At 72.8% G+C, this 25516-nt stretch carries 21 protein-coding genes; 13 read left to right on the top strand and 8 right to left on the bottom strand.

Features of this window, described 5'->3' with window-relative positions; all coding sequences use genetic code 11:
- Positions 1–79 precede the first annotated feature (79 nt).
- On the top strand, positions 80–487 hold the full coding sequence (locus tag ACFYYW_RS15285) for a VOC family protein (protein WP_387648963.1): 408 nt from the start codon (positions 80–82) through the stop codon (positions 485–487).
- Positions 488–961: 474 nt separating this feature from the next.
- Here ACFYYW_RS15285 and ACFYYW_RS15280 read toward each other — a convergent pair whose 3' ends face one another.
- Complete coding sequence (locus ACFYYW_RS15280) at positions 962–4333, bottom strand: BTAD domain-containing putative transcriptional regulator (RefSeq protein WP_387648960.1); 3372 nt, start codon at positions 4331–4333, stop codon at positions 962–964.
- 128 nt (positions 4334–4461) lie between these two features.
- Here ACFYYW_RS15280 and ACFYYW_RS15275 point away from each other — a divergent pair, with 128 nt between their 5' ends.
- Genes ACFYYW_RS15275 through ACFYYW_RS15255 form a run of 5 tightly spaced genes read left to right on the top strand, consistent with a single transcriptional unit; the run spans position 4462 to position 7989 of the window.
- On the top strand, positions 4462–4977 hold the full coding sequence (locus tag ACFYYW_RS15275; protein ID WP_387648956.1) for a MauE/DoxX family redox-associated membrane protein: 516 nt from the start codon (positions 4462–4464) through the stop codon (positions 4975–4977).
- Entirely contained in the window at positions 4974–5504 is a 531-nt protein-coding gene (locus ACFYYW_RS15270) for a hypothetical protein (protein WP_387648954.1), read from the top strand. The genes ACFYYW_RS15275 and ACFYYW_RS15270 overlap by 4 nt, the downstream gene beginning before the upstream one ends.
- Positions 5501–7321 carry an ABC transporter ATP-binding protein gene (locus ACFYYW_RS15265; protein ID WP_387648952.1) on the top strand — a complete coding sequence of 607 codons (1821 nt, stop codon included), beginning with the start codon at positions 5501–5503 and terminating at the stop codon, positions 7319–7321. Before ACFYYW_RS15270 ends, ACFYYW_RS15265 begins: the two co-directional genes overlap by 4 nt.
- Positions 7322–7326: 5 nt before the next feature.
- Positions 7327–7782 (top strand): S26 family signal peptidase, encoded by a 456-nt coding sequence (locus tag ACFYYW_RS15260; protein ID WP_352328490.1) that lies wholly within the window; start codon positions 7327–7329, stop codon positions 7780–7782.
- 27 nt (positions 7783–7809) lie between these two features.
- The gene (locus ACFYYW_RS15255; protein WP_352328482.1) at positions 7810–7989 is read left to right on the top strand and encodes a hypothetical protein; all 180 of its coding nucleotides are present in this window, start codon (positions 7810–7812) and stop codon (positions 7987–7989) included.
- Positions 7990–8392: 403 nt separating this feature from the next.
- Here the strand turns inward: ACFYYW_RS15255 and ACFYYW_RS15250 are convergent, their stop codons facing one another.
- Complete coding sequence (locus ACFYYW_RS15250; RefSeq protein ID WP_387648948.1) at positions 8393–9019, bottom strand: response regulator; 627 nt, start codon at positions 9017–9019, stop codon at positions 8393–8395.
- Between the two features lie 11 nt (positions 9020–9030).
- Positions 9031–11019, bottom strand: a complete 1989-nt coding sequence (locus tag ACFYYW_RS15245; protein ID WP_387648946.1) for a sensor histidine kinase — start codon at positions 11017–11019, stop codon at positions 9031–9033.
- A gap of 137 nt (positions 11020–11156) precedes the next feature.
- Between ACFYYW_RS15245 and ACFYYW_RS15240 the strand changes: the two genes are divergently transcribed.
- The 3 genes from ACFYYW_RS15240 to ACFYYW_RS15230 all read left to right on the top strand — a co-directional run bounded on the left by ACFYYW_RS15240 (position 11157) and on the right by ACFYYW_RS15230 (position 16879).
- A complete protein-coding gene (locus tag ACFYYW_RS15240; RefSeq protein WP_387648943.1) occupies positions 11157–11591 on the top strand; it encodes a hypothetical protein in 435 nt (144 codons plus the stop codon).
- 414 nt (positions 11592–12005) lie between these two features.
- Positions 12006–15374: an OmpL47-type beta-barrel domain-containing protein gene (locus ACFYYW_RS15235; protein ID WP_387648940.1), complete on the top strand. Its 3369-nt coding sequence runs from the start codon at positions 12006–12008 to the stop codon at positions 15372–15374.
- Between the two features lie 89 nt (positions 15375–15463).
- Positions 15464–16879 (top strand): amino acid permease, encoded by a 1416-nt coding sequence (locus ACFYYW_RS15230; protein WP_352326281.1) that lies wholly within the window; start codon positions 15464–15466, stop codon positions 16877–16879.
- 15 nt (positions 16880–16894) lie between these two features.
- Here ACFYYW_RS15230 and ACFYYW_RS15225 read toward each other — a convergent pair whose 3' ends face one another.
- The gene (locus tag ACFYYW_RS15225; protein ID WP_387648936.1) at positions 16895–19108 is read right to left on the bottom strand and encodes a hypothetical protein; all 2214 of its coding nucleotides are present in this window, start codon (positions 19106–19108) and stop codon (positions 16895–16897) included.
- Complete coding sequence (locus tag ACFYYW_RS15220) at positions 19105–19305, bottom strand: hypothetical protein (protein ID WP_387648933.1); 201 nt, start codon at positions 19303–19305, stop codon at positions 19105–19107. Before ACFYYW_RS15220 ends, ACFYYW_RS15225 begins: the two co-directional genes overlap by 4 nt.
- A gap of 240 nt (positions 19306–19545) precedes the next feature.
- On the opposite strand from ACFYYW_RS15220, the gene ACFYYW_RS15215 reads away from it, so the two are divergent.
- Positions 19546–22551, top strand: coding sequence for a M4 family metallopeptidase (locus ACFYYW_RS15215; RefSeq protein WP_387648931.1), 3006 nt, complete (start codon positions 19546–19548; stop codon positions 22549–22551).
- A gap of 165 nt (positions 22552–22716) precedes the next feature.
- A complete protein-coding gene (locus tag ACFYYW_RS15210) occupies positions 22717–23202 on the top strand; it encodes a DUF4232 domain-containing protein (protein WP_387648929.1) in 486 nt (161 codons plus the stop codon).
- A 19-nt stretch (positions 23203–23221) separates the two neighbouring features.
- Here ACFYYW_RS15210 and ACFYYW_RS15205 read toward each other — a convergent pair whose 3' ends face one another.
- From ACFYYW_RS15205 to ACFYYW_RS15195, 3 genes are read right to left on the bottom strand one after another with little or no spacing between them, the layout of a single operon-like run.
- Entirely contained in the window at positions 23222–23344 is a 123-nt protein-coding gene (locus tag ACFYYW_RS15205; protein ID WP_352326287.1) for a hypothetical protein, read from the bottom strand.
- 51 nt (positions 23345–23395) lie between these two features.
- A complete protein-coding gene (locus tag ACFYYW_RS15200) occupies positions 23396–23968 on the bottom strand; it encodes a dienelactone hydrolase family protein (protein WP_387648926.1) in 573 nt (190 codons plus the stop codon).
- 51 nt (positions 23969–24019) lie between these two features.
- Complete coding sequence (locus tag ACFYYW_RS15195; RefSeq protein WP_352326291.1) at positions 24020–24337, bottom strand: helix-turn-helix domain-containing protein; 318 nt, start codon at positions 24335–24337, stop codon at positions 24020–24022.
- A 227-nt stretch (positions 24338–24564) separates the two neighbouring features.
- Between ACFYYW_RS15195 and ACFYYW_RS15190 the strand changes: the two genes are divergently transcribed.
- Entirely contained in the window at positions 24565–24948 is a 384-nt protein-coding gene (locus tag ACFYYW_RS15190) for an STAS domain-containing protein (protein ID WP_387648923.1), read from the top strand.
- The gene (locus ACFYYW_RS15185) at positions 24948–25352 is read left to right on the top strand and encodes an STAS domain-containing protein (RefSeq protein WP_387648920.1); all 405 of its coding nucleotides are present in this window, start codon (positions 24948–24950) and stop codon (positions 25350–25352) included. The genes ACFYYW_RS15190 and ACFYYW_RS15185 overlap by 1 nt, the downstream gene beginning before the upstream one ends.
- Positions 25353–25516: the final 164 nt, after the last annotated feature.

Below are 25516 nucleotides of genomic sequence, written 5' to 3'. Positions count from 1 at the left end.
GACCGCCAGCCTATGAGTGCCACTCATCCCATGAACTCTCCCCTGCCTGTCGGCGGCGCCCGGCGCCACTGTGGATGCCATGAGCGATGACATGTGGCGACTGCGCGACGACTCCTCCGACCTGGCCGAACCCCGCGTGCTGATCCGGGTGTTCGTGCCGTCTGAGGAACTGGACCAGAGCATCGACTTCTACGAGCGGTTGCAGGGGACGGCGATCGACGCGCGGTTCGCCTTCGCGGCGATGGGGCTGGAGTTGGCCACGGTGGGGGCGTTCCTGATCATCGCCGGTGACGAGGCGGCCTTGCGCCCGTTCCGGGACACTGTGGGCACCCTGCTGGTGGACGACGTGCGGCCGTACTACGAGCGGCTGGTGGCTGAGGGCGCGGAGATCGTGTTCCCGCTTCAGGACGTGCCGACCGGAGCCGGTTTCAACGCCCGGCACCCCGACGGGACAGTGGTGGAGTACGTCCATCATCGTCCCATCTAGAACGGGCGAGCAGCGCGCTTCGGCTCGCGGCCCGGGACGAGGTGGCCTTTCCTGTGGAGGGTGCGGGGCCCGGCTGGGCGCCCCAGACGCGATCACGACCGCACCCACGCGGTCCATGTCGTATCTCGCGGAGGACTCGGCCGCCCATCAACACCGGACATCCCCCGGCCAGGCCCGACGGAGAAGAATGATCACTTGCGTGGTCCTGCAGCACGTGCAGCCCGGCAGCGGCGACCGGGAGCCGTTTGCTCGTCGACCCACGGCGTGCGCCCGTGCTGGTCGGCGGGAGAGTTCGCCGGTCACCGTGGCGGGGCCGGGCACGAGGATTGACTCCTCCTCGTACAGGTTCCGGTACGTCTCCTTCGGCATCCCGTGCCGATCGAGCAGGTCCACGGCGTCATCCCGGGCGAGGTGACTCGATCGCATGCGGATGACCCTGGCAGCGAAGTCCTGAAGGACCGGCCCGGCGCCCGGTCAGCGGGCCGCAGGGAGGAAGGCGCGTCGCCACGCCTTGGCGGTCAGGCGGAGTTCCGTGAACACCTCTCCGGCCCTGCGCGCGTCGCCGGCGTCCCCGCCGATGTGGGCGCGCAGGGCCAGCGCCAGGCCCTCGTGCAGGCGGTACCCCGCGGTACGGGCCAGCGCCAGGGCCAGGTCGGCGTGGCGGAGCGCCGGTTCGCCGGCGCCGCGCAGGCTCTGGCCGGCGGCGAGGCCGAGCAGCGCCTTCGTCTCCGGATAGCGGTTGCCCGCCGCCCTGGCCAGCTCCAACGCCCGGCTGTGGTGGTCGAGCGCGGCGTCCACGTCGCCGAGCGCGAGGTGGATCAGGCCGAGGGTGTGCAGGGTGTCGGCGACGAGCCTGCGGTGCCCGGTCTGATGGGAGGCCTCAAGCGCCGTGGTGGCCAGCCGGAGCGCTTCGCCGAGGTTGCCGTCGTCGCGTTCGACCGCGGCCAGGTTGCGCAGCGTGTCGGCCTCGTTGCCGCGGTTGCCGATCTCCCGGTGCAGGTCCAGCGCGGCCAGGAGGGTGTCGCGGGCCACGGGCAGCCGGTCCAGGCCGTGCAGCACCTCGCCCATGATCGCCAGGCCGTTCGCCTCGCTGGCCCGGTGCTCCAGCTCGCGGCACAGACTCAGCGAACGGGTCAGGCTGGCCTCGGCATCGTGCAGGCGGCCCATCTCCAGGTAGAGGCAGCCGAGATTGCCCAGGTTGATGGCCTTGGCCGGGGTATGGGCGAGGTCCTCGTTGAGGGCGAGCGCGCGTTCGAGGTGATCGACGGCCTCGCGGAGCATGCCCAGGTCGGCGTACGTGGCGCCGGCGTTGCACAGGGCGGCGGTGAGCGCCTCGTGCCAGCCGGTCTCCTCCGCCAGACGCATGGCCTCCGCGTAATGGTCGAGCGCCTGCTGCTGGCGGCCCTGGAACCCGTTCAGCCCGGCGAGGCTGAGCAGCAGCGCGACCTGCGCCCGTCGCTCGTCGGCCGCCTTGGCCGCCGTCAGGCCGGTGTAGCCCATCGTGCGCCACTCCGCCACCTGGTGACGCAGGAAGAAGTAGCCGCGCAGGGTGTCGGCGATGAGCCAGGCCAGCTCGTACGGGCCGTGCTCGGCGGTGTGGGTCACCGTGGCCAGCAGGTTCGGCAACTCGGCGTCGAGCCACCCGGACGCGGCCGTGTGGTCGGGGAAGCGTTCGGCGGCGGGCGGCATGGGCAGCCGCAGGAACTGCGGGTACAGCGTACGTGCCGCCGCGTCGGCCCGGTCGAGGTAGTGGCGGTGCAGGCGGACCAGCTCGGCCCGCTCGTCGCGGGCGTACTCGGCGGCGCACAACCTCAGCAGGTCGTGCTGGGCGAACCGGCCCGGCAGGTGCTCGTCCAGCAGGCTCGCCGAGCGCAGCGCGGCCGCCAGCGCCTCGGCCTCCTCTTCGGTCGTCTCCAGGAACGCGGCCATGGCCGGGACGGTGATGTCGGGGCCGGGGATCAGGCCCAGCAGCCTGAACAGGCGGCGCGCGGGCGGCGTGAGCGCGGTGTAGGAGAAGTGGAACGTGGTCCGCACGGCCGATTCGACGTCCCCGGGGATCTGGAGCGCGTCCAGCCGGTCACCTGCCCGCAACCGCTCGGCGTACCGGGCGATAGGCCCGGCGACGGGCCCGGCGGCGGGCCGGTGTGCGGGCCGGTGTGCGGGCCGGTGTGCGGGCCGTACGGGCTGACTGGAGGCGGCGGGCGCGAGCGCGCCGAGCAGGTTGGCGGCGGCGATGCGCAGGGCGAGCGGGAGGTGGGCGCACAGGGCGGCCAGCTCGGCCACCGCCGCCGGCTCGGCCCTGACCTGCGCGCGGCCGAGCAGCCGGGCGAGCAGGTCGCGGCACTCCGCCTCGGTGAGCGCCGGCAGTGGCAGCACCCGGGCGCCGTCGAGCGCGACCAGCCCGGCCAGCGTGTCCCTGCTCGTGATCAGCGTGGCCGAGCCCGCCGTGCCGGGCAGCAGCGGGCGCACCTGGCCGGGGTCCGAGGCGTTGTCCAGCACGACCAGCACCCGTTTGCCCGCCAGCATCGTCCGGTAGAGGGCGGCGGCCTCGTCCGGGTCGGCGGGGACCTGCTCGGGTGGCACGCCGAGTGCGTGCAGGAAGCGGGCGAGCGCGTCGATCGGGCCGAGCGGGTGCGCGGCGGCGTAGCCGCGCAGGTTGACGTAGAGCTGGCCGTCGGGGAACCGGTCGCGGGCGCGGTGCGCCCAGTGGACGGCGAGCGCCGTCTTGCCGACGCCCGCCGTGCCGGTGAGCACCGCGATGGCCGCGCTCTCCCGCCGCCCCTCCCGCCGCCCCTCCAGGAGCCCGTCCAGGCGGCGCAGCGCGGCGGCACGGCCGGTGAAGGCGGCCACGGCGGCGGGCAGTTGCGCGGGCACGGTCACCGCCCGTTCCGGTTGCCGTCCGGCCGGGACCTCGGGCGGGCGGGTGAGGATGCGTTCGCGGGCCCGGCGCAGCTCGCTCCCCGGTTCCACGCCCAGCTCCGCGGCCAGCCTGGCCCGCATCTCGCCGTACAGGCGCAGGGCCGCCGCCTGCTCGCCCTGCTCGGCCAGCGCCGTCATCAGCCTGGCGGCCAGGCCCTCGTGCAGCGGCTCGTCGTGCACCACCCGCCACAGCGCGGCCACCACCTGCGGCCCGGCGCCGGAGGCGGCGTCGGCGTAGGCCAGGGCGGCGGCGACGCGCGTCCTGGCGGCGGCCACCGCGATCGGGTGCTCGCGCAGACGGCCGGGCGATCCGGCGAGCACCGGACCGCGCCAGCACGCGAGCGCCGCCGCGAGGTCGTCCGCGGGCTCGTCGGGGAGGGTGCCGGCGCGGGCGGTCAGCGCCTCGAAGGCGGCCAGGTCCAGGCAATCGGCGGCGGACGCGAGGAGGTGGCCGGCGGACGTGCGCCGGATCGCCTCTGTGCCGAGGACCGCGCGCAGCCGGCCGGCGTACACGTGGATGAGGTTGTCGTACGTGCGCGGCGGCCGGTCCTCCCACAACACGTCCACGATCTCGTCGGACGGGACCGGCCGCCCGGCGTGCAGCGCCAGCAGGCCGAGCAGGGCCCGGGGCATCGCCGCGCCGACGTCCAGTTCGACGCCGCCCTGTCGGACGGCGAGGGGGCCGAGCACCCCGATCCACGGCGGCGCGGCGCGCTCGAAGCCGGCCAGCAGCTCGGCCCGGTCGGCGTCGGCCAGGGGCAGCGCGGCGACCAGGCGTTCCAGGGAGGCGCGCTGCGGGCGGCGTACGTGTCCCCGCTCGATGTCGCGCAGCGTGCGCACGCCTACACCGGCGCGGGTGGCCAGTTCGAGCTGACTCCATCCCGCCGCCACCCGCCTGCGCCGGAGCGCTTCACCGCCCGAGCTCATATGGATTCCCGCCGCGATTCCTGCCGGTCGCCCCGCCTCAGACACCCCGTGTGCCTGGTGGACATACTGGCAAATAGTTAAGAAGCTTGCCAGTAAATCCGAGGCGCCGATTTTCTACGGTTCGGCGCATGGACCTTCTCGCCGTCGGATGTGGCGTCGCCCTCGTCGTGGTGTTCGGCGCCGCGGTCGCGGGCAAGGCACGCGACCTGCCCGCCTTCGCGCGGTCGCTGGAAGAGAGCGGGATCGTCCGCCGCCGGTGGCGCGGGTGGGCGGCGGGCGCGGTGACGACGACCGAGTCGGCGGTCGTCGTGCTGCTGGTCGCGCCGGTCCCGCCGCGGTACGGCTTCGCCCTGGCCGCGGCGGTCTGCACGGTCTTCACGGCGGCCGTCGCGTTCACCGTGGCCCGGCGTACGCCGACGTCCTGCCTGTGCTTCGGCGGCCCGCCGCGCACGCTGCGGCCGGTGCACGTGGTCAGGAACGTGCTGCTCACCGGCGTGAGCGTCCTCGGGTACGTCGCCGGCGCTGCCCCGGCGGCGACGGTCCTGGCCGGCGCCCTGGCGCAGAGCGCCGTCGCGGGGCTGGCCGGAGCTGTCGCGGCGCTGTTGCTCATCAAGATCGACGATCTCAGGAGCGTGTTCCGATGACGTACTTGATCATTTTCGTCACCGTGCTGAGCGTGCTGAACCTCCTGCTGGTGCTGGCGCTCATCGCCCGGCTCCGCGGCAGCGGGGGCGCCCGCGGAGCCGGGCCCGCGCCGGAACGGATCCCCCTGCCGGTGCTCCCGCCCGGAACGACGCCCGCGCCGTTCACGGCCACCACCCGCGACGGCGAGCTTGTGGACGCCGGCGCGATCCGCCTGGTCGGCTTCTTCAGCCCCGCCTGCTCGCTGTGCGGCGAGCGCCTGCCCGGCCTCCTGGACTACGTGCGCCGGGGCCGCTTCCGCCAGGAGGAGGTGCTGGCGGTGCTCATCGGCACGCCCGACGAGGTGGCGGAGCTGGCCGCCAGGATCGGACCGGCGGCCAAGGTGGTGATCGAGGAGGAGCCGGAGGGGCCGGTGTGGCGCGCCTTCGGACTGCGCGGGCTGCCCGCCTTCTACCTGCTGGACGAACGCGGCGTGATCAGCGGTTCGGGCACCGAGCCCGCCGCGCTGCCGACCGCGGAGCCGGTGTGAGGCCGGGCGACGGGAGCCCGGCGCGGTCGCTCTGGCAGGCCGTGGCGCTCGCCTGGGAGGCGGGCCGATGGTACGTCGTGCTGCAGGCCGTGCTGACCGCGGCGACGGGCGTGGCGCCGGTGCTCACCGCCTGGTACACCAAGCTCGTCCTGGACGAGGTGGCGGGGCGGGGCACCACGGCGGCGGCCCTGGCGCCGTACGTCGCCGCGCTGCTGGCGCTGGCCGCGGTCGCCGGGACGGGCCCGTACGTGCTGACCTTCGCCGGCGCCGAGTTCGAGCGCCGGGTCGGCCTGCTCGTCCGCGACCGGCTCTACACGGCCGTGAACGCGCTGCCCGGCCTCGCCCGGCTGGAGGAGCCCGCGTTCCAGGACCGGCTGCACCTGGCCGAGCGGGCCGGCAGTGCCGGGCCCGGCCGGGTGGTGACCAGCGCGCTGGGCCTGGCGCAGGCCGTGCTCATGACGACGGGATTCCTGGCCACGCTGGCCGGAGTGAGCCCGGCCGTCGCGGTCCTCGTCGCCGTCGCGGCGCTGCCGCTGCTCCGCGTGCACCTGCGGCTGGGACGGGAGCAGGCCGAGGTCATGCGGACCACGGGACACGGGCAGCGCAGGGAGCTGTTCTTCGCCCGGCTGCTGAGCATGCCGCACGCCGCCAAGGAGATCCGCCTGTTCGGTCTCGGGGACTTCTTCCGCGGCCGGATGCTGGCCGAGCTGCGGGCCATCGACGCCGAGCGGCGGCGGGTGGCGCTGCGGCAGCTCCGGGGACAGGGCGGGCAGGCGCTGCTGGCCGCCGCCATCTGGGGGGCCGGGCTGGTGTGGATCGTGGCGGAGGCGGCCGCGGGCCGGGCGTCGGTGGGCGATCTGTCGGTGTTCGTGGCGGCGGTGGCAGGCACGCAGGGCGGGCTGGCGGCGGGCGTGCGCAGCCTGGCCGCCGCGCACGAGGCGCTGCTGCTCTTCGGCCACTACCGGGCGGTCCTGGACACCGCACCCGACCTGGCCCCGCGCACGCCGTCCGGGCGCGGCGCGCCGTCCCCCGGCCCGGTCCCGCGGGGGATCGAGGTGCGGGACGTGTGGTTCCGCTACGGGCCCGACCAGCCGTGGGTGCTGCGCGGCGTCGATCTCGACATCCCCTCCGGCCACTCGCTGGCGCTGGTCGGCCTGAACGGCGCGGGCAAGTCCACCCTGGTCAAGCTGTTGTGCCGGTTCTACGACCCCGAGCGCGGCGCGATCCTCTGGAACGGCGTGGACCTGCGCGAACTCGACCCGGCGGCGCTGCGCGAACGACTGGGCGCGGTCTTCCAGGACTTCGCCGCCTACGACCTCAGCGCGGCCGAGAACATCGCGGTCGGCGACCTGACGGCCGGGCGCGCGCGGATCGAGGCGGCGGCCGTCCGCGCGGGCGCCGACGCGATCCTACGGGCGCTGCCGCGCGGCTACGACACGCTGCTCACCAAGCTGTTCTCCGACGACGAGCAGTCGGGCGTGACGTTGTCGGGAGGGCAGTGGCAGCGGATCGCGCTGGCCAGAGGGCTGTTGCGGGACCGTCCCGAGCTGATGATCCTGGACGAGCCGAACGCCGGTCTCGACCCGGCCGCCGAGCACGAGGTGCACACCGTCCTGCGCGAGCACCGCGCCGGCCGGACGACACTGCTGATCTCCCACCGGCTGAGCACGGTACGCGACGCCGACACGATCGCCGTGCTCGCCGACGGCCGGATCGTCGAGCGCGGCGACCACGAGGACCTGGTACGCGCCGGCGGCCGGTACGCCGAGCTGTTCGCGACCCAGGCCCGCGGCTACGCCCCGGCGGGCGTCCGTTGACCGCGGTGGCCGTGGCGGGCGTCGTCGGCGTGGTCGTCCTGGTTCTCCTCGTCGTCCTGGTTCTCGTGTTGCGGGCGCGGTTCCTCACGGTGACCGTACGCGGGCGGAGCATGGAGCCCGCGTTGCGGCACGGCGATCGTGTCCTGGTGCGCAGGTCGCCCCTGGCCCGGGTGCGGCCAGGACGGCTCGTGGTGGTCGCCGCGGCTCCCGGGTTGGGCATGAAGTGGATGGTCAAGCGGGCGGCGGCGGTGCCCGGGGATCCGGTGCCGCGCGCCGAAGTGCCCGCGCTGGCGACCCGGCCGGAGCCCGTCGTACCACCCGGACAGCTGGTCGTGCTCGGTGACAACCGGCCGATCAGCCTCGATTCCCGCAGGCTCGGCTACGTACCCGCCCGGCAGCTCCTGGGCGTGGTCGTCGGCCACCTGCCGCGAACTCCGCGCCGGCGTCCCGCCGGGCGGTGAGGAAAAGGTGAGGAAAGGACAACAGCAATGGTCAAGCTCGCGGAGCGGGTGCTCGCCCGTGTCCTCCCCCAGACGACCGCCGGCGCCGGCTGCACGTACCGCACCTGGTGCGACCACTGTGGCGGCTCCTACTACAAGCGGATCTTCTTCTACACCGACTGCACGTCGAACTACACCGCCTGCAACAACCCCTGCCCCTCGTTCTGACCAACCTCGGAGGCCGGACGGCAGCCCGCCGCCCGGCCTCCGGCCCAGTCACCAGCCGTGGACGTCGTTCAAGGTGAGGGCGGCCGGCGCAGCGTTCCAGCCGGGCGAATCCCACGACAGCGCGACGATCGGCCTGCTGCGCGAGGTGGCCGCCCCGCACGCACAGCGCGGGGCGGCAGATCACCACGGACAGGGTCCAGCCCGCACGCCAGACCATCGCACGATCGGGGCCTACCCCGGTGATCGGGCGCAAACACCCTGCCGGCTCCCCCGGCTGGGCCCTTGGCAGGTCTGACCTGGTGTGACAGATCACGCACCGATCCGAGGCCCGTGTTCTGACGGGGCGTGCGATGTATTGAACGCCTCGCCGAGCACGTCGCGGGCGGACGGAAGTCGGCGATGATCAGCCGGAGCCGAGCCCGGCATCCCGCGCCCGGACAACCGCCGCCGAACGGTCGGAGACGTGCAGCTTGGCGAAGATGTTGGAGACGTGGTTGCGCACGGTCTTCTCGCTCAGCACGAGCCGCCGCGCGATCGCCTGGTTGTTCAGACCGACCGCGACCAGGTCGAGGATCTCCACCTCGCGGTCGGTCAGCTCGGGCAGCGGGCGCGGGCGTGCCGCGGTCGTGGCGAGCACCGACAGCAGGCGTTCGCCCGTAGAGGCGCCGAACACCACCTGCCCGGCCGCGACCGCCCGCACCGAGCGTACGATGTCCTCGCCGGTCGACTCCTTGAGCAGGTAGCCGCGGGCCCCGGCGCGGATCGCGGCGAGCACGCTCTCGTCGTCGGTGAGCATCGTCAGCGCCAGCACGACCGTCTCCGGCCGGTCGGCGAGGATGCGGGCGGTCGCCTCCACGCCGCTGATGCCCGGCAGGTGCAGGTCCATCAGCACCACCTCCGGCGCGACCCGTCCGGCGAGGGCGACGGCGGCCTCGCCGGTGCTCGCGACGCCCACGACGTCGATCTCCGGCGCGTCGCCGAGGAGTGCGACCAGGCCCTCGGCGAACACCGGGTGGTCCTCCACCACCATGACCCTGATCATCAGGCCGCCAGCGGGAGTCTGACGAGCAGCAGCGTGCCCGGTCCCGAGCCGGTGACCAGCTCGAACGTGCCGTTCAGTTCCTCGGACCTGCGCCGCATCGAGGCCAGGCCGAACCCGCGCCGGACGGGCGCGCCGACGCCCACGCCGTCGTCCTGCACGCGCAGCTCCAGGGTGTCGGTGGCACGCAGCGTGACCGTGCAGCGGGAGGCCATGGCATGCCGTACGGCGTTCGTCAGCGCCTCGGCGGCGATCCGGTAGGCGGCGAGCTCGACCGGCGGTGGCAGCACGGGCAGGTCGGGCGGCACCTCCACGTCGACCGCGAGGTCGCCGGCGAAGCCCCTGCCGAGCTCGGCCAGCGCGCCGGCCAGGCCCAGGTCGTCCAGGGGCGGCGGCCGCAGGTCGTTGACGATCGTGCGGACGTCCTCGACGGTGGCGCGGATGCGCCTGGACAGCTCGTCCATCACCCCCTTGGCCTTGGCGGGGTCGGTGTCCACGAGGCGGCGGGCGCGGTCGGTCTGGAGCGCGAGCGCGGCCAGGTTGGGGCCGAGGCCGTCGTGCAGCTCGTACAGCAGGCGGTCGCGTTCCTCCTGGCGGGCGGCGAGCATACGGCCGTGCGAGCGCTCCAGGTCGGCGCCGAGGCGGTGGGCGTGCACGGCCACCGCGACGTGCGGGGCGAGCTCGCCCACCAGCCTGTGGTCCTTCGGGCGCAGCCGTTCGCCGAGCAGCAGCGCGCCGACCGGCTCGCCCCGGTGCAGCAGCGACACGCTCTCGGCGACCTCGCCCGGACGGCCCCAGGAGGCGACGACCGCGCCGGACTCCTCGACCGCGACGTAGTGGACGCGCAACACCCTGCCGACCTCCGCGGCCATCTGGTCGAGCAACTCGCCCGGCACGCCGGCGCCGGACAGGCGGGTGCCGAGCATGCGCAGCGCGCGGGCCGGGTTGTCGCGGTCGCCGTACACCAGACGGTTGGCGGCGGCGAGGACCCGGGCGTACAGGGGATGCACGACGAGCGCCACGAGCACCGCCGACACGCCCGCGCCGACGATGCCACCGAGGGTGAACGCGACCAGCGCGTACATGATCAGCAGCCCGACGCTGAGCGCGCCGAAGGCGAGCGCCCGCGACAGCAGGAGGTCCAGGTCCCACAGGCGGTGGGCGACGATCGCGACCGAGACCGCCACCGGCAGCGGCACCGCCGCCAGCACGAGCGCGCCCGCCCCCCACGGCGCGGCGAGCGCCACCCCGGCCAGCGCGACCGTGATCAGCGCGGCGGCCACCACCCACTGCAGCCGCCTGCGCACCTCCTCGCCCGACGACCGGTAGCGGACGGCGAGCGAGGCCACCGCGGCGGCCACGGCCCCCGCCGTGCACGCGACGACCGGCCCGTCCAGCACGTCGGGCAGGCCGCGCAGACCGGCCAGCACGCCCGCGTACCCGTCGGGGAACAGGCCGGGCACGTTCTCGTACGGCACCGGCCGCAGCATCCAGTCCAGCGTGTTGGCCCCGATCGCGACGAGCGCCGCCACCAGCGCGGGCCGCCAGCGGCGCGAGGGCAGCCGCCCGTCCGGGAAGATCAGCAGGAAGACCGTCGGCACGACGAGGTAAGCCGGCATCCACAACCAGTTGGACGCCCACATCGCCCAGTCGTCACCCGGCAGCCGCCCGCCCCCGACGCCGCCCTCGACACCCTGGTTGATGCCGAGCAGCCCGTACGTGCCGAGCGCCAGCCCCACCGCCTGGGCCGCCCCGGTGAACACCATCACCCAGCCCACCCGGCCCGCCGGCCCGCCCGGCCGCTGCGACACCACGAAGAGCCCCGGCACGCCGAACGACAGCGCCGCCACACCGCGGAAGGCGTCGAACCGCTCGACGATCCCCGTGACGCCGAGCGCCCGCAGCCGCGGCTCGACCGCCAGCGAGCCGACCACGAGGGCGACGAGCACCCCGCCGACCAGCGAGGCTCGCCGTACCGATCTGTCCTTCATGGAGTGAATCGTGCCACCCGGGTGTCCCGCCGTCACGGGACGAGAAGTCCCCTCCGGGTCGGGACATGAGACTCATGACGCCCGGCGGCCGCCCCGCACATCCTTGAGGCCGTTCCCTACGACCTCAGGAGAAGAACATGTCCGTCGCCACCACGACCACCACCGATCGGCCGCTGAAGGTCTCGCTGCTCGCCGGGGTCGGGCTGCTGCTCGCCCTGGATCTGGCCGGCGCGGTCATCTCGCTGACGGCGGGGCTGAACGCCACGTTCCTGGACGCGCTCGGCCCCCAGGCGCGCCTGTCGGCGCCGATCCCGATGATGGTCGCGCAGGTCGTCCTGGTCGCGGGGGCGACCAGCCGCCGCCGGGCGCTCGCCGCGCCCGCCGCCGGGCTGCTGGTCGTGGCGGGGGTGCTGGCGTTCATGTCCGGCTTCTACGACGGAGGCTACGCGGCCGACCTCACCGGCGGGCAGCGGATCTTCCAGATCGTTCTGGTGTGCGCGCATCTGGGGGTGGGCGTGCTGGCCGCGATCCGGCTGGTCAGGCTGCTGCGCCGCCGTAAGCCACTTGCGTGAGCAGGAGAACGTCGATCGCCGGAACCGGCGGCGCAAGGTGGACCATCACGACCCGTGCGCAGCACGTCCAGCCATCATGGAAGCCAGCCACTCCCGGTCAGCGGCAGCCGCGTCCAGGTCGCCAGGATCCTCAAGAGCACGTGACGGCCGAGCCTGCCATGCGATGACCGCCATCTGCGTGTGCTGCAAACGGCGCGGGGCACTGGGAGGCCTGACCCTCAAGACGAGCCACAACCACCTGCTCGGGCATGGGCCACACCCAGAGAGATCCGATCATATGGCGGACAAAACGTAGTTTTCGACGTATCAGGAGCTTCAAGAGGGTGATTGGTCGGATGAAATGTGACCTTGGCGTGATCGCCTTCGTCTGAGGGGTTGGCCACAATGAGGGCCATCCCCCCACTGGAGGCCCTTGTGCGCCACGGCAAGCCCTGGCGGCTGCTCCTCGCGGCAACGCTCGCCGCGACCGGACTGACCGCTCTCTCCCCCGCCTCCGCCCAGGCGGCCGGCACCGTCTTCCACGTCTCCCCCGACGGCGACGACGCCGCCGCCGGCACCGAGGCGGCGCCGTTCCGTACGATCGACCGCGCCCGGCGCGCGGTGCGCGCGATCCTGCCCACCGCGCCCGAGCCGCCCCGGGTACGCGTCCGCGGCGGCGTCTACCACCTCGCCGAGCCCCTCACCTTCACCCCCGCCGACTCCGGGGCCGTCTACGAGGCGGCCCCCGGCGAGCAGGTCGTGCTCAGCGGCGGACGCCGGCTGACCCCCGCCTGGACCCCGTACCAGGGCGCGACCCTGGTGGCCGACATCGGCGCGGGTCTCGACTTCGACGAGCTCTTCCTCGACGGCGCCCGGCAGATCCTGGCCCGCTACCCCAACGTCGATCCCAGGGAGCCCGTGCTCGACGGGTACGCCGCCGACGCCATCTCCCCCGAACGGGTGGCCCGCTGGAAGAACCCCACGACCGCGCTGGTCCGCGGGCTGCACCAGGGCGAATGGGGCGGGAACTCGTTCAGGGTGACCGGCGTCGGAGCCGGCGGCGCCCCGATCCTGAAGTGGGTCGGCGACAACAACCGGGGCGACGGCCTGCATCCGCAGAAGCGCATGGTCGAGAACGTCCTGGAGGAGCTGGACGCCCCCGGCGAGTGGTTCTACGACAAGGACACCGGCCGCCTCTACCTCCAGCCGCCGGCGGGCCTCGACCCGGCCACGGCCCGCGTCGAGACCGCCGAGCGTGAGGAGCTCGTGCGGGTGGTCGGCGACTCGCCCTCCGCGCCCGTACGCGACCTCACCTTCACCGGGTTCACCTTCACCCAGACCCATCGCACGCTCTTCAGCCGCCCGTACGAGAAACTGCAGCTCGGGGACTGGGCCATCGTCCGCGCCGGCGCGGTCTACCTGCGCGACACCCAGCGGGTCGCCATCCGCGACGCCCGGTTCGACCAGGTCGGCGGCAACGCCGTCTTCATGGACGGGTACGCCGACGGCAACGTCGTCTCCGGCGGCGAGTTCCGCGGGTCGGGGGCCAGCGACGTCGCGGTCGTCGGCTCGCCGGCGGCCGTCCGCGAGCCGTCCACCTGGGACGACATGCGACGCACGATCACCGACACCACGCCGGGCCCGAAGACCGAGGACTACCCGCGCGACATCACCATCAGCGGCAACCACATGACCCGCAACGGCCGGTTCGAGAAGCAGAGCTCGGGCGTGCAGATCTCGATGAGCCGCCGGGTGACGGTGTCCGGCAACACCGTGCACGACGGCCCGCGCGCCTGCGTCGACATCAACGACGGCACCTGGGGCGGCCACGTCATCGAGGACAACGACATCTTCGACTGCGTGAAGGAGACCTCCGACCACGGGCCGATCAACACCTGGGGCCGCGACCGCTTCTGGCCGCTGACCGCCGGCGACACCCAGAAGAAGGCGTACGCCAAGCTCGACGCGATGGAGACGACGAAGATCCGGCACAACCGGATCCGGCACTCCTCCCACTGGGACGTCGACCTCGACGACGGCTCCTCCAACTACGAGGTCACCGGGAACCTACTGCTCAACGGCGGGGTGAAGCTGCGTGAGGGCTTCTTCAGGACCGTGCGCGGCAACATCTTCGTCAACGGCGGCGGCCACTTCCACGTCTCCTACGCGAGCAACGGCGACGTCGTCGAGAAGAACGTCTTCGTCACCGACGACCCCTACGACTTCATCCAGAGCGACCCGTCCACGTCCGGGACGGTCTACGACGACAACCTGTTCTGGAACAACGGCAAGCCGGTCGCCGACATCACCGCCGCGTGGCGGGCCCGCGGGCTGGACACCCGCTCGGTGGTCGCCGACCCGCTGTTCGAGGGGCAGAGCCCGTACGCCGACCCGGCCAAGCTCGACTACACGCTCAGGGCCGGCTCCCCCGCCCTCGCGCTGGGCTTCCAGCCGTTCCCGATGACCGGGTTCGGCAAGCCGGGCTCGCCCACGCCGCCGCCGCTCACCTGGCGTGCGCCCGAGACCGGCATGACGATCGGCAACCTGGCCGAGCCGCTCATGGGCGCGACGGCCACCGAGGTCCACAGCGACGAGGTGAAGTCCTCGGTCGGGCTCACCGACTACGACGGCCTGTTCCTGGCCGCCGTCCCGGCCGGGTCCCACGCCCACGGCCAGGGGCTGCGCACCGGCGACGTGATCAGGGAGATCGCCGGGACCAAGGTGACCGGCCGCGACAGCTTCTGGAAGGTCTACAACCGCACGCCCGCCGGGCGTCCGGTGCCGCTGAAGGTCTGGCGCACGCAGGCGCTGACCGAGCTGAGCCTGACCAAGGCGTACGGCGTGGAGACCATCGACAACGTCTCCGGCGTCACCTACACCGGCGAGGGATGGGACTGGAAGAACGACCGGCGCGGCGGCGGCGGCTCGACCCTCGACGACCTGCACGCCACCCAGACCGACGGCGACTCCTTCGAGCTGGCCTTCCACGGCACCGGCGTGGAGTACATCGCCCAGGTCAACTCCGACGAGGGCAAGGTCGACCTCTACCTGGACGGCAAGCTCGACGCCACCATCGACAACAGCAACCCGACCCGGGAGTACCAGAAGGTCGTCTACACCAGGACCGGGCTGGCGCCCGGCCCGCACACGCTCAAGGGCGTCAAGAAGGACGGCTCGTACTTCATCGTGGACGGCTTCAAGATCCACTCCGCCCCCGCGAACGAGGACGGCGAGCCCCCGGTGACGACCGCGTCCGGGGTGCCCGCCGGCTGGTCGGACGGGCCCGTGGAGGTGGTCCTGACCGCCGCCGACGCCGGCTCCGGCGTGGCGCGCACCGAGTACCGCATCGGCGACGGCCCCTGGCAGCCCTACACGGCCCCCGTCCGGGTGGACCGCGAAGACGAGAGCGTGCTGGCCTTCCGCAGCGCCGACCGGGCGGGCAACGTCGAGGAGCCGAAGTCGGTCACCGTCCGGATCGACGCGACCGCCCCCGCCCTGACCGTCACGCCGGACCCCGCCCGGCTGTGGCCGCCGAACCGCAGGCTGGTGCCGGTAGAGGTCGCGCTGAAGGAGTCCGACGCCGGGCCCGTCACCGTCACCCTGGTCTCGATCACCAGCTCCCAGGGCGATGCCCGGGACGACGTGCGCGAGGCCGCCACCGGCACCGCCGACAGCTCCTTCGCCCTGCGCGCCGAGCGGGACGGCGGCCAGGACCGGGTCTACACGATCACGTACCGGGCGGTGGACCGCGCGGGCAACGCCACCGAGGCCCGCGCCCAGGTCACCGTGGGACACGCCGGGTAGGCAGCGGACGGACCGGCTCCTTCCAGCCGGTCTGTCCGACTTCCGCCGTCATGCGCGTGGCGGGCTTCCTGTCAGGGCAGGACCCCGCCATGACGTCTGCGCGAGGCTTCGACGGCGGGTCCGGGATATTCCGCCGCAAACCAGTAGAACAGATCGCCACCGAGCACGAGGGCGAGCTCAACCGCGTGCTCGGGCTCTGGCAGCTCACCGCGATCGGGGTGGGCGGCATCATCGGCGCCGGCATCTTCGCGCTGGCCGGCGCCGTCGCCAACCAGACCGCCGGGCCCGCCGTGGTGATCTCCTTCCTGATCGCCGGCATCGCCAGCGCCGCCGCCGCGTTCTCCTACGCGGAGTTCACCGGCATGATCCCGAAGGCCGGATCGGCGTACACGTACGGGTACGCGGTGCTCGGCGAGATCGTCGGCTGGTTCATCGGCTGGGACCTGCTGCTGGAGTACACCGCCATCGTCGCGGTCGTGGCGATCGGCATCTCCGGCTACTTCGGCTTCCTCCTCGGCCAGTTCGGCATCGACCTGCCCGCCTGGATGCTCGGCGCTCCCGGCACCGGGCCCGGACACGTCGTGGACCTGTTCGCGGCGATCCTGTGCCTGTTCATCGCGTTCCTGCTCAACCTCGGCATGCGGTCGGCCGCCCGGTTCGAGACGTTCGTCGTCGCGATCAAGGTCGCGGTGGTGCTGCTGGTGATCGTGGTCGGCTTCTTCTACATCGAGACGGCCAACTACACGCCGTTCTTCCCCTTCGGCTTCGGCGGGGCGGTGACCGGCGCGGCCACCGTGTTCTTCGCCGTCTTCGGCTACGACGCCATGAGCACGGCGGCCGAGGAGTCGAAGGACGCCCAGCGGCACATGCCCAAGGCCATCCTCTACTCCCTGGCCATCTCGATGGTCCTGTACGTGCTGGCCTGCCTCGTGCTCACCGGCATGCAGAACTACCAGGACATCGACCCCGAGAGCGGCTTCTCCTCGGCGTTCGCCTCCGTCGGGCTGTCCGGGCTGGCCAGCGTCATCGCGGTCGGCGCCATCGTCGGCATCCTGACCGTCATGTTCACGTTCATGCTGGGCGTCACCCGCGTGTGGTTCGCGATGAGCCGGGACGGGCTGCTGCCCTCCTGGTTCGCCAAGCTCCACCCCGTGCGGCACGTGCCGTCCAGGGTGACCTGGATCGTCGGCGCCGGGTCCGCGCTCATCGCCGGGTTCCTGCCGATCAGGGAGGCGGCGGAGCTGACCAACATCGGCATCCTGCTGGCCTTCGTGGTGGTCTGCGCGGCGGTGATCGTGCTCCGCTACCGGCGTCCCGACCTGCCGCGCGGCTTCCGCATGCCGGGCATGCCGGTGGTGCCGGCGATCGGGGTGCTCTTCTCCCTCTGGCTGATCACGTTCCTGGAGCCGCTGACCTGGCTCAGGTTCGTCGTGTGGTTCCTGATCGGGCTGGTGATCTACTTCGCCTACGGGCGCCGCCACTCGGCGCTGAACCGCCCCGACTGACGTCCGGCGGCGGGGTCAGTTCGTGTCCTGGTAGACCTTGGGGCCGATCGCCTTGTACGCGGCCTTGGAGGCGTCCTTGAGCCACGGCCGGGTGCTGGTGGAGTTGGCGCGGTTGGTGTAGACGGCCATGGTGTGCAGCAGGTAGCGGTGGGTGTACCCCACCCATCCCCAGGTCTGGGCCCGGCTCCAGCTCGTCGAGTGGCACAGGCCCGAGCCGGGGCCCTTCCTGGGGCAGACGATCCCCCAGGCGTCGGCGTAGGCGTCGTCGAGCCGGGCGTACGCGGTGTCGGCCCGGCCGTCGTTCTTCAGCGGCACGACCCACACCGAGACCATGATGCGCTTGTTCCCGGGGGCTCCGGGGTTCACGTACGAGCCCTTGACCATCTTCGAGCAGCGCGCCTTGCGCAGGACCGAGCGGACGTTGGCCGCGTGGTAGGCGTCCGGGCACTTGTCCACGCCGCTCGACCGGAGGGTGTAGCGCACGCCCTTGGCCGTGGTGAAGGAACTGGGCAGCAGGGCGCTCGGCGTCAGCGGGATCGGGTCGGTGTCCTGGCGGTCGAGGTCACCCGGGTCGAACGGCTCCTCGGTGGGCGGTTCGAGCGTGGGCGTCTCAGTGGGCGTCTCAGTGGGCGTCTCAGTGGGCGTCTCAGTGGGCTGCTCGCTGGGCCCCGGGGTGGCCGGGGACGGCGACGGGGTGGGGACGACCGCGTCCGGCGAGCCGGAGGACGCCGCCGTCAGCCTGCTGTCCCCGCGCTCCGGGCCGAGATCCTTCACCACCGAGACCACGAACACCGCAGCCGCCACGACGAGCGCCACACCGACCACTCCCAAGCCGACCCCCAGACCGACCTTCATCCCCGTACTGAGACCGGCACCGGACGGGTGCGGCCCCCCGGGCCCTGGGAAAGGCGGCCTCGAAGGCCCCTGCGGCGGTGGCGGCGACATGTGTGCGGGCGACGGCAGGAACGGCGCCCCCCGCGACGGTGCCGATGGCGGTGGCGGTGGCACCAGCGGCGGTCCCTGCGATGGTGGCGGAGGCAGGGGTGGGGATGACGGTGATGGCACCAGTGGGAGTGACGGCGGGGGTGGCGGGGGCAGGAGCGGGGGTGGTGGGGGCGGTGCGTGGGCGGGCGTGGCCGACGCGGCGGCCTGCCGCAACTCCTCCGCCCACTGCTCCGGACGCGGCCGCTCGTCAGCGGGCCCATTGAGCGCCGCCGCCGCGAGGTCGGCCGCCGCGGGGGCGACGGCGGCCAGCCGGCCGGGGTCCGTGGAGGTCCGGTCGCGGGCCAGGAGCCGTACGGCCAGCAGCGCGAACCTGTAGGCGTCGCCCTGCGGGGTGCCGTCGGGCTCGTCGGCGGGGATCTCCCAGCCGGGCGTCTCCACCTGGGGTAACGCCGCCGCCTCGGCGAGCCGCATCGTGTCGCAGCCGATGAGGAAGCACTCCGGGGAACCGTCCGTGGCGAACAGCAGGTGCTCGGGCGACAGGTCGCCGACGACGATGTCCATCGCGTGCAGGCGGGCAAGCGTGTCGGCCAGGTCGGCGAGCAGCAGCAGGCGGTCGCGATCGCCGACCCGCCGACCGATGCCGCCGCCGTGAGCGCCGTCATGAGAGCCGACGTGAGAGCCGTCATGGGCGCCGACGTGAGAGCCGGCGTCGGCGGGGTCGCCGGTGCTGACGTGGGCAGGATCGTCGGCAGGGGTGTGGGCGTCGTGGTTGAGCAGGAGCTCCATCGTGGCTGGTCGGCGCTCGGTTCCCGACGGCGTCCGCAGGTCGAAGGAGAATCGGTGGGGCACCGACCGCATGAGGAAGCCGCGGACCGCGCCGTCGTGCCGGACGATCTCGGCGGGCCAGGCGGCCTTGTCGCACAACCAGGCCGCGTCCCATCCGGGTAGCCGGCCGATCAGCCCGGCCATCTCGGTGAGCACCCCGGCGTCGAGGCCAGGCAGGACAGCGGGGTCGTACTCCTTGTAGACGACCTCGAACTGGCCGTTGATCCGGCGTCCGGGCACCTCGTGGACCGTGCCCCGGCCGCCCCGCCCGAGACGCCGTCCGAGGACGAGGTCCGCCCGCTCAGTACCGCCCGTCGCGCCGGTAGCCGGGCCGCTCGTCGAGCCGCTCGTCGAGCCGCTCGTTGCGTCGTTCGCCGGGCCGTTCATCGCGTCGTTCGTCGAGCCGTTCGTCGAGCCGTTCGTCGAGCCGTTCGTCGGGTCGTTTGTCGAGTCGCTCATCGGGCCGCGTCCCTCGGCCACAGGGCCGGCCACGTGCGGTCGCCGTCGAACGCCTGCCCGGAGAAGTCCAGCAGGCGCGCCAGCCACGGCGCGGGCTCGGCCCCGGGGGGCGGCGGCTCCGGCTCGGGGCCGGGCGCGTCGAGCACGACGCGCTCCCGGGCGCGGATCCGGTCTGCCTGGTCCGGTGCGTGCCGCACGTGCGCTCCCCGTCCTTCGAGCCTTCGAGCCCGCCCTTTTTCGGAGGATATCAGCGTCCATTTGCTGAAGATCAAGGATTTGTGGAGCCGGATCTGCCGGTGCCCCCGGCATACCGTGGCGTTATGGAAATTTGTGAGCTGTTCGCCTGACCACCCTGGGTGACAACTTTAAGCAAGCCCCAGCCAAAGGGCTCCTTCGATCCCCACACCCCCGGGGACATGTGAGAGGAGTCACCCAGAGTGAACAGCACGTTCAAGTCGGGCACGATCGCCATATTGGCGGCGGCGGCCCTTACCGCCTCGATGACAGGCGCCGCCGGCGCCACCTCGAAGGCGCACTTATCCACCGCGGCGACCACCGTCGCCAGGACCGAACCCCCGGCGTTCGCGCCGGCGGACGCCAAATCGCGCGACCGCGCGAAAGTGAACGCCGACGCGGCACTCGCCGCCGGCGCCGAACGCCTGCACAAGGGCTCCGGCGACGCCTTCACTCTCTCGTCCAACGTCGCCGGAACCTACGGCCTGCAATATCTGACCTACGAACGTACGTACAAGGGCCTGCCCGTCTACGGCGGCGAGGTCGTCGTGGGCACCGACCGGGCCGGCCAGGTGATCCAGCAGGTGGTCACCGGCCAGACCGCGAAGATCAAGGTCGGCACCGAGCCCTCGGTCACGGCCAGGCAGGCGACGGCCACCGCCAGGGCCCTCCTGCCCCAGGTGGACGAGGTGACCACGGCGAAGCTGGTCGTGCACGCCACCAGCGCCACCCCCAAGCTGGCCTGGCGGGTCCAGGTCACCGGGCGGACGGCCACCGGCAGGCCCAGCATCCTCGACGTGTTCGTGGACGCGCGCTCCGGCTCGCTGATCGACAAGTTCGACAAGGTGCACGAGGGCACCGGCCGCGGCTTCTACGACGGCACGGTGACGATCGACACCAGCGGCTCCGCCGGCTCGTACCGGATGGTGGACACCACCAGGCCGGGCCTCCAGTGCGGCGGCCAGAACGGGTCGGCCTACACCAAGAGCAGCGACTCGTGGGGCAACGGCTCGGGCACCGACCTGGAGACGGCCTGCGTGGACGCGCTGTACGCCGCCCAGATGGAATGGAACATGCTGCGCGACTGGCTGGGCCGCAACGGCCACAGCGGGACGGGCCGCTCGTTCCCCATCCGGGTCGGGCTGAACGACGTCAACGCCTTCTGGAACGGCTCGTACACCACCTTCGGCCACAACCAGGCCGGCAACCAGCAGGCCACCCCGATGGACGTCGTCGGCCACGAGTTCGGCCACTCCGTCTTCACCAACACCCCCGGCGGCGACACCGGCAACAACGAGGTCGGCGGCCTGAACGAGTCCACGGGCGACATCTTCGGCGCGCTGACCGAGGCCTACGCCAACAACCCGAACGACCCGCCGGACTACCAGGTGGGCGAAGAGGTCAACCTCGTCGGGAACGGCCCGATCCGGTACATGTACAACCCGTCCCAGGTCGGCGACCCCAACTGCTACAGCACCGCGATCCCCACCACCGAGGTGCACGCGGCGGCCGGGCCCCAGAACCACTGGTTCTACCTGCTGGCCGAGGGCAACAACCCCGGCGGCGGCAAGCCGAGCAGCCCGATCTGCACCGGCGGACCGTCCTCGGTGACCGGCATCGGCATCCAGAAGGCCGGCAAGATCTTCATGGGCACGCTGCAGGCCAAGACGCAGCCGTGGACCCACGCCAAGGCGCGGGTGGCCTCGCTCAACGCGGCCAAGGCGCTGTTCCCGAACAGCTGCGTGGAGTTCAACGCGGTCAAGTCGGCCTGGGACGCCGTGAGCGTCCGGGGCACCAGCGACCCGACCTGCGTGGCCAACCCGGACACCTTCTCGCTGCAGGTCAGCCCCGGCTCCGGCGCGGCCGACCCGGGCGGCTCGGCCGCCACGACCCTGAGCACGGTGACGACCGGCGGCAACGCCCAGCAGATCCAGCTCAGGACGGGCACGCTCCCGGCGGGCGTGACCGCCCAGTTCAGCCCGGCCACCATCCAGTCGGGCCAGTCGTCCACGCTGACCCTCAACGTGGCGGCGAACGCGGCCCCCGGGACGTACCCCGTCCAGGTGATCGCGCAGGGCACGGCCCAGACGCAGACGCAGAACTACACCCTGACCGTCAACCGGCCGATCCCCGACCAGTTCTCGCTGACGCTCAGCCCCACGTCGGGGTCGGTGGACGCGGGCGGCAGCACCGCCTCGACGCTGACCACCACGACCACGAGCGGCAACGCCCAGCAGATCCAGCTCAGGACGGGCACGCTCCCGGCGGGCGTGACCGCCCAGTTCAACCCGGCCACCATCCAGTCCGGCCAGTCGTCGGCGCTGACGCTCGCGACGGCGTCCTCCGTGCCGGCCGGGACGTACACCGTCCAGGTGATCGCCCAGGGCACGGCCCAGACGCAGACGCAGAACTACACCCTGACCGTCTCCCGGCCCGGTGACCCGGACGCGTTCTCCGTCCGGCTCGACCCGGAGGCGGGCACCGCGACGGCCGGCGGCACCGTGGCCACCACGGTGAACACGGCGACGACCGGCGGGCAGCCCCAGCAGGTCACGCTGTCGGCGGCCAAGCTGCCGAACGGCGTCACCGCGGCCTTCGACCCGGCCACGATCCAGTCGGGCCAGTCGTCCAGGCTGACCTTCACGGTGGCCTCGACGGCGAAGAACGGCACGTACCCGATCACGGTGACGGCCACCGGCACGGCCCAGACGCAGACGGCGAGCTACGCGCTCACGGTCACCGGCGGCACGCCGGCGGGCGACTTCACCGTCGCCGCGAACCCGTCGTCGGCCACCGTCACGGCGGGCGCGACGGCGACCACCACGCTGAGCACGCAGGTCACCACCGGCCGACCGATCCCGCTCACGCTGGCGGCCGACGGCGTGCCGCCGGGCGCGACCGTGACCTTCAGCCCGTCGTCCATCAACTCGGGCGAGTCGTCCACGGTGACGGTGACCACGTCGTCCAGCACGCCGGCGCAGACGTACACGATCACCCTCAACGCGAACGGCTCCGCCAGCCACGGCACGTCGTTCTCGCTGACGGTGAACGGTGGCGGCAGCGGTGACACCTGGCAGGAATGGCACGCCTACAACGCCGGTGACGAGGTCACCTACCAGGGTGTCCGCTACCGCTGCGTGATCGCCCACACCTCGCAGCCGGACTGGACGCCCGACGTCGTACCGGCTCTGTGGCAGCGGATCGGATGACGGTCCGCCCGGTGCCCCACGTACCCGGGGGGTGACTGAGGGCCGGAGCGGAGGGGGTCCCACCGGACCCCCTCCGTTCTGGTTTCCGGGCGCTCCGGCACCGTCCGATCAAGTCCGGGAGCGTCCGGCCGTAACTTTCACCGCGTTCCCTGCGTCGAACACCACATGAGACGCTTCACCACCGCCACGCTCGTGGCCGGGCTGCTGCTGGCGGGCGGCGCCGCGCCGGCGCTGGCCGGCGAGTCCGCCCCCGTCCGCCGCTGCTCGGCCGGCCAGCTCCAGGTTCGCCTGGGCACGATCGACGCCGGAGCGGGCAACAGGAACGCGCCGCTGGTGTTCACCAACAGCTCACGCACCGCCTGCACCCTGTACGGCCACCCCGGCCTGATCATGATCGACAAGCAGGGCGACACCCTGCGCACCCGCGTCCGCCGCGCCACCGGCCCCAAGCACCGGGTGACGGTCAAGCCGGGCGGCAGCGCCCGCACCACACTGCACTGGACGGTCGTCGAGACCGGCGACGAGACCGCCTGCCCGAGCCCCGCCCGCCTGCTGGTCATCCCGCCGGACGAGCGGTCGTACCTGAACGTGCCCTTCGACGCCGGCCAGGTGTGCGACGGCGGACGGCTCGACGTCACCCCGCTGGCCTGAGTTCCAGACGGGGGGCCGGTCAGCGCAGCAGCAGGTTGACGACGACCGTGAGCACGGCCGACAGCAGCAGCGAGATCAGGATCATCGCCAGGCAGCCCGGCCAGCCGCCCAGCGGTCGCACTTCCCAGTTCCCGAACCTCATCCCCGGCCCCTACCCGGCGCGGCCGGGGTCGTACCCGGGCCGGGGCGGGCGTCAGAGGCCGGCGACGAAGTCGAGGGCGACCGCCCAGGCGCGCTCGGCGGCCGGGGCGTCGTAGTCGGGCAGGCCGGGGTCGGTGAACAGGTGGCCGACCCCCGGATAGCGGAAGACCTCGACGTCGGCCCGCGCCCGGCGCATCTGGAGGTACCAGGCGTTGAGCCAGTCGACCGGCTCGTAGAAGTCGGGGTCGGCGACGTGCAGCTGCACCGGCAGGTCGTCGGCGGCGGCGCCCTCGGCCATGTCGGAGGTGCCGTGCATGAGCAGCAGCCCCTGGGCACGCTCGTCGCCCAGCGCGAGGTTCTGGGCGATGGCCGCGCCGAGGGAGAAGCCCGCGTAGACCAGGCCGTCGCCGGACAGCGGGGCCGCCGCCGTGATGGCCCGCTTCAGCAGCTCCTCGCTGCCGATCTCCTCCTTGATCGCGATGCCCTCCTCGGGCGTGTCGACGACGCGGCCGTCGTAGAGGTCGGGGACGTGCACCTCGTGCCCCGCCCCCCGGAGCATTTCGGCGGCCTGGTGGACGGCGGGCCGCAGGCCGTACATCGAGTGCAGGAGGAGAATCCGCGCCATACGCGCAGCTTAGCGGCCCTGGACGAGTGCGCCCGGCCCGGCCGCGGCGGGTCAGCCGTCCTCGCCGGGCAGGTCGCGGGCGGTGAACATGTCGATCAGCAGGCGGACGGGCAGCCCGGCCTCGGTCGGGTAGCGGAACTGCCGGTCGAGGTCGAGGCTGTAGCGGTTGCGGCGGCCGATCCGCTCGCGGGTCAGGTAGCCGGCCTGGAAGAGGTCGGAGACGATGTTCTGCACCGTGCGTTCGGTGACGCCGATGCGGGCGGCGATGTCGCGCAGCCGCACGCCGGGGTCACGGGCGATCTCCACCAGCACGCGGGCGTGATGGGTCAGGAAGGTCCACGTCGCCGGATGGTCTTCAGGGTCGGGCACAGCCTCTGACGCTTTCTACCTGGACGTCCCGGTTCCGCGGGGCGGACGAAAATGCTTACCTGAAGATCCTATGACGAAAGCTCTTTCCTGCAACCCTCTTCGCCCCTAACCTTGGGTCGAGGGCGGCTCAGACGCCGTCCCTACCGGCCAGGCCCACTTGGGGAACAACAGATGTCCGTCACCCAGACGTACCTTGCCGTCGCGTCGAGCGCCGCCACCAGGCCGCCATGTCCGTGCTCGACATGAGCTGCCGGCCGGTTCCGGCCGGCGCGCTGGTCACGGTCTCCGGTGAGCTCGACGCCACCAACGCCGATCGCCTGGAGGGCGCCATCCGCGACGCCCTTCGCCCCGGCCGGTCCGTGATCCTCGACCTGGGCGAGCTGACCTTCATGGACAGCAGCGGCCTGCACGTGCTGCTGCAGGCGCACGACGACGTCCACGACGCGGGCGGGAGCCTGCGCCTGGCCGCCGTGCGGGACATCCCGGCCCGCATCCTGCAGATCACCGGGGTGTGGGACGCGCTGCACATCCACGCCTGCGTGGAGGAGGCCGCCGGCGCGGCCGCGGACGCCCAGCCCGATCGACTGCCGGATGATGTGGAGCGGTTGTGATGCACCTGGCCAGCAGCTATCTGCCGGGGATCACCGTGATCACGGTGGCCGGCGAGGTGGACGCCACCGCCTCCGGCCACCTGGAGACCTACCTCGACCAGGTGCGCCGCCGCCTGGACGAGCACCTGGTCATCGACGCGCACCGGCTGACGTTCCTGGACAGCTCCGGCCTGTCCGTGCTGCTCGCCGCCGCCACGCTGGCCCGCGCGCACGGCGTCGACGTGCACCTGGCCGGCCTCCAGCCCACGGTGGCCCGGATACTGGAGATCACCGGCACCGCCGAGCTCGTGACGCTCCACGACCGCGTCTCCCAGGCCGTCACCGCGGTGGAGGCGCTCCGGGACGCCGCGCCCGGGGAGCCCGGGGAGCCGGGTGAGCCCGCCGAGCCGTCCGAGGCCGTCTGACCGTCTCGTGGGTGAGGCGGCCGGCGGCCACCGGGTGCTCACCTGCAGATCCCGCCCTGCCACCGCCGGCTAGTGAGTTGATTATGAGGATGAGGGTCACCACTTGAGGTGTATTTCGTCCCTGATTCGGGGAGCTGTGGTGACGCTGACCGGCCGGTGAGGTC

The sequence above is a fragment of the Nonomuraea sp. NPDC001831 genome (assembly GCF_042892035.1).
Lineage (GTDB): Bacteria > Actinomycetota > Actinomycetes > Streptosporangiales > Streptosporangiaceae > Nonomuraea.
This window is presented reverse-complemented; position numbering and strand designations above follow the sequence as displayed.

What these genes read in the sequence shown, in the direction of transcription:
- ACFYYW_RS15275 (WP_387648956.1), top strand. Translation starts at nt 4,462, where the DNA reads ATGGACCTTCTCGCCGTCGGATGTGGCGTCGCCCTCGTCGTGGTGTTC.
- ACFYYW_RS15250 (WP_387648948.1), bottom strand. Translation starts at nt 9,019, where the DNA reads ATGGTGGTGGAGGACCACCCGGTGTTCGCCGAGGGCCTGGTCGCACTC.
- ACFYYW_RS15185 (WP_387648920.1), top strand. Translation starts at nt 24,948, where the DNA reads ATGCACCTGGCCAGCAGCTATCTGCCGGGGATCACCGTGATCACGGTG.
- ACFYYW_RS15210 (WP_387648929.1), top strand. Translation starts at nt 22,717, where the DNA reads ATGAGACGCTTCACCACCGCCACGCTCGTGGCCGGGCTGCTGCTGGCG.
- ACFYYW_RS15270 (WP_387648954.1), top strand. Translation starts at nt 4,974, where the DNA reads ATGACGTACTTGATCATTTTCGTCACCGTGCTGAGCGTGCTGAACCTC.
- ACFYYW_RS15280 (WP_387648960.1), bottom strand. Translation starts at nt 4,333, where the DNA reads ATGAGCTCGGGCGGTGAAGCGCTCCGGCGCAGGCGGGTGGCGGCGGGA.
- ACFYYW_RS15240 (WP_387648943.1), top strand. Translation starts at nt 11,157, where the DNA reads ATGTCCGTCGCCACCACGACCACCACCGATCGGCCGCTGAAGGTCTCG.
- ACFYYW_RS15200 (WP_387648926.1), bottom strand. Translation starts at nt 23,968, where the DNA reads ATGGCGCGGATTCTCCTCCTGCACTCGATGTACGGCCTGCGGCCCGCC.
- ACFYYW_RS15225 (WP_387648936.1), bottom strand. Translation starts at nt 19,108, where the DNA reads ATGAGCGACTCGACAAACGACCCGACGAACGGCTCGACGAACGGCTCG.
- ACFYYW_RS15205 (WP_352326287.1), bottom strand. Translation starts at nt 23,344, where the DNA reads ATGAGGTTCGGGAACTGGGAAGTGCGACCGCTGGGCGGCTGGCCGGGC.
- ACFYYW_RS15285 (WP_387648963.1), top strand. Translation starts at nt 80, where the DNA reads ATGAGCGATGACATGTGGCGACTGCGCGACGACTCCTCCGACCTGGCC.
- ACFYYW_RS15245 (WP_387648946.1), bottom strand. Translation starts at nt 11,019, where the DNA reads ATGAAGGACAGATCGGTACGGCGAGCCTCGCTGGTCGGCGGGGTGCTC.
- ACFYYW_RS15230 (WP_352326281.1), top strand. Translation starts at nt 15,464, where the DNA reads ATGACGTCTGCGCGAGGCTTCGACGGCGGGTCCGGGATATTCCGCCGC.
- ACFYYW_RS15190 (WP_387648923.1), top strand. Translation starts at nt 24,565, where the DNA reads ATGTCCGTGCTCGACATGAGCTGCCGGCCGGTTCCGGCCGGCGCGCTG.
- ACFYYW_RS15255 (WP_352328482.1), top strand. Translation starts at nt 7,810, where the DNA reads ATGGTCAAGCTCGCGGAGCGGGTGCTCGCCCGTGTCCTCCCCCAGACG.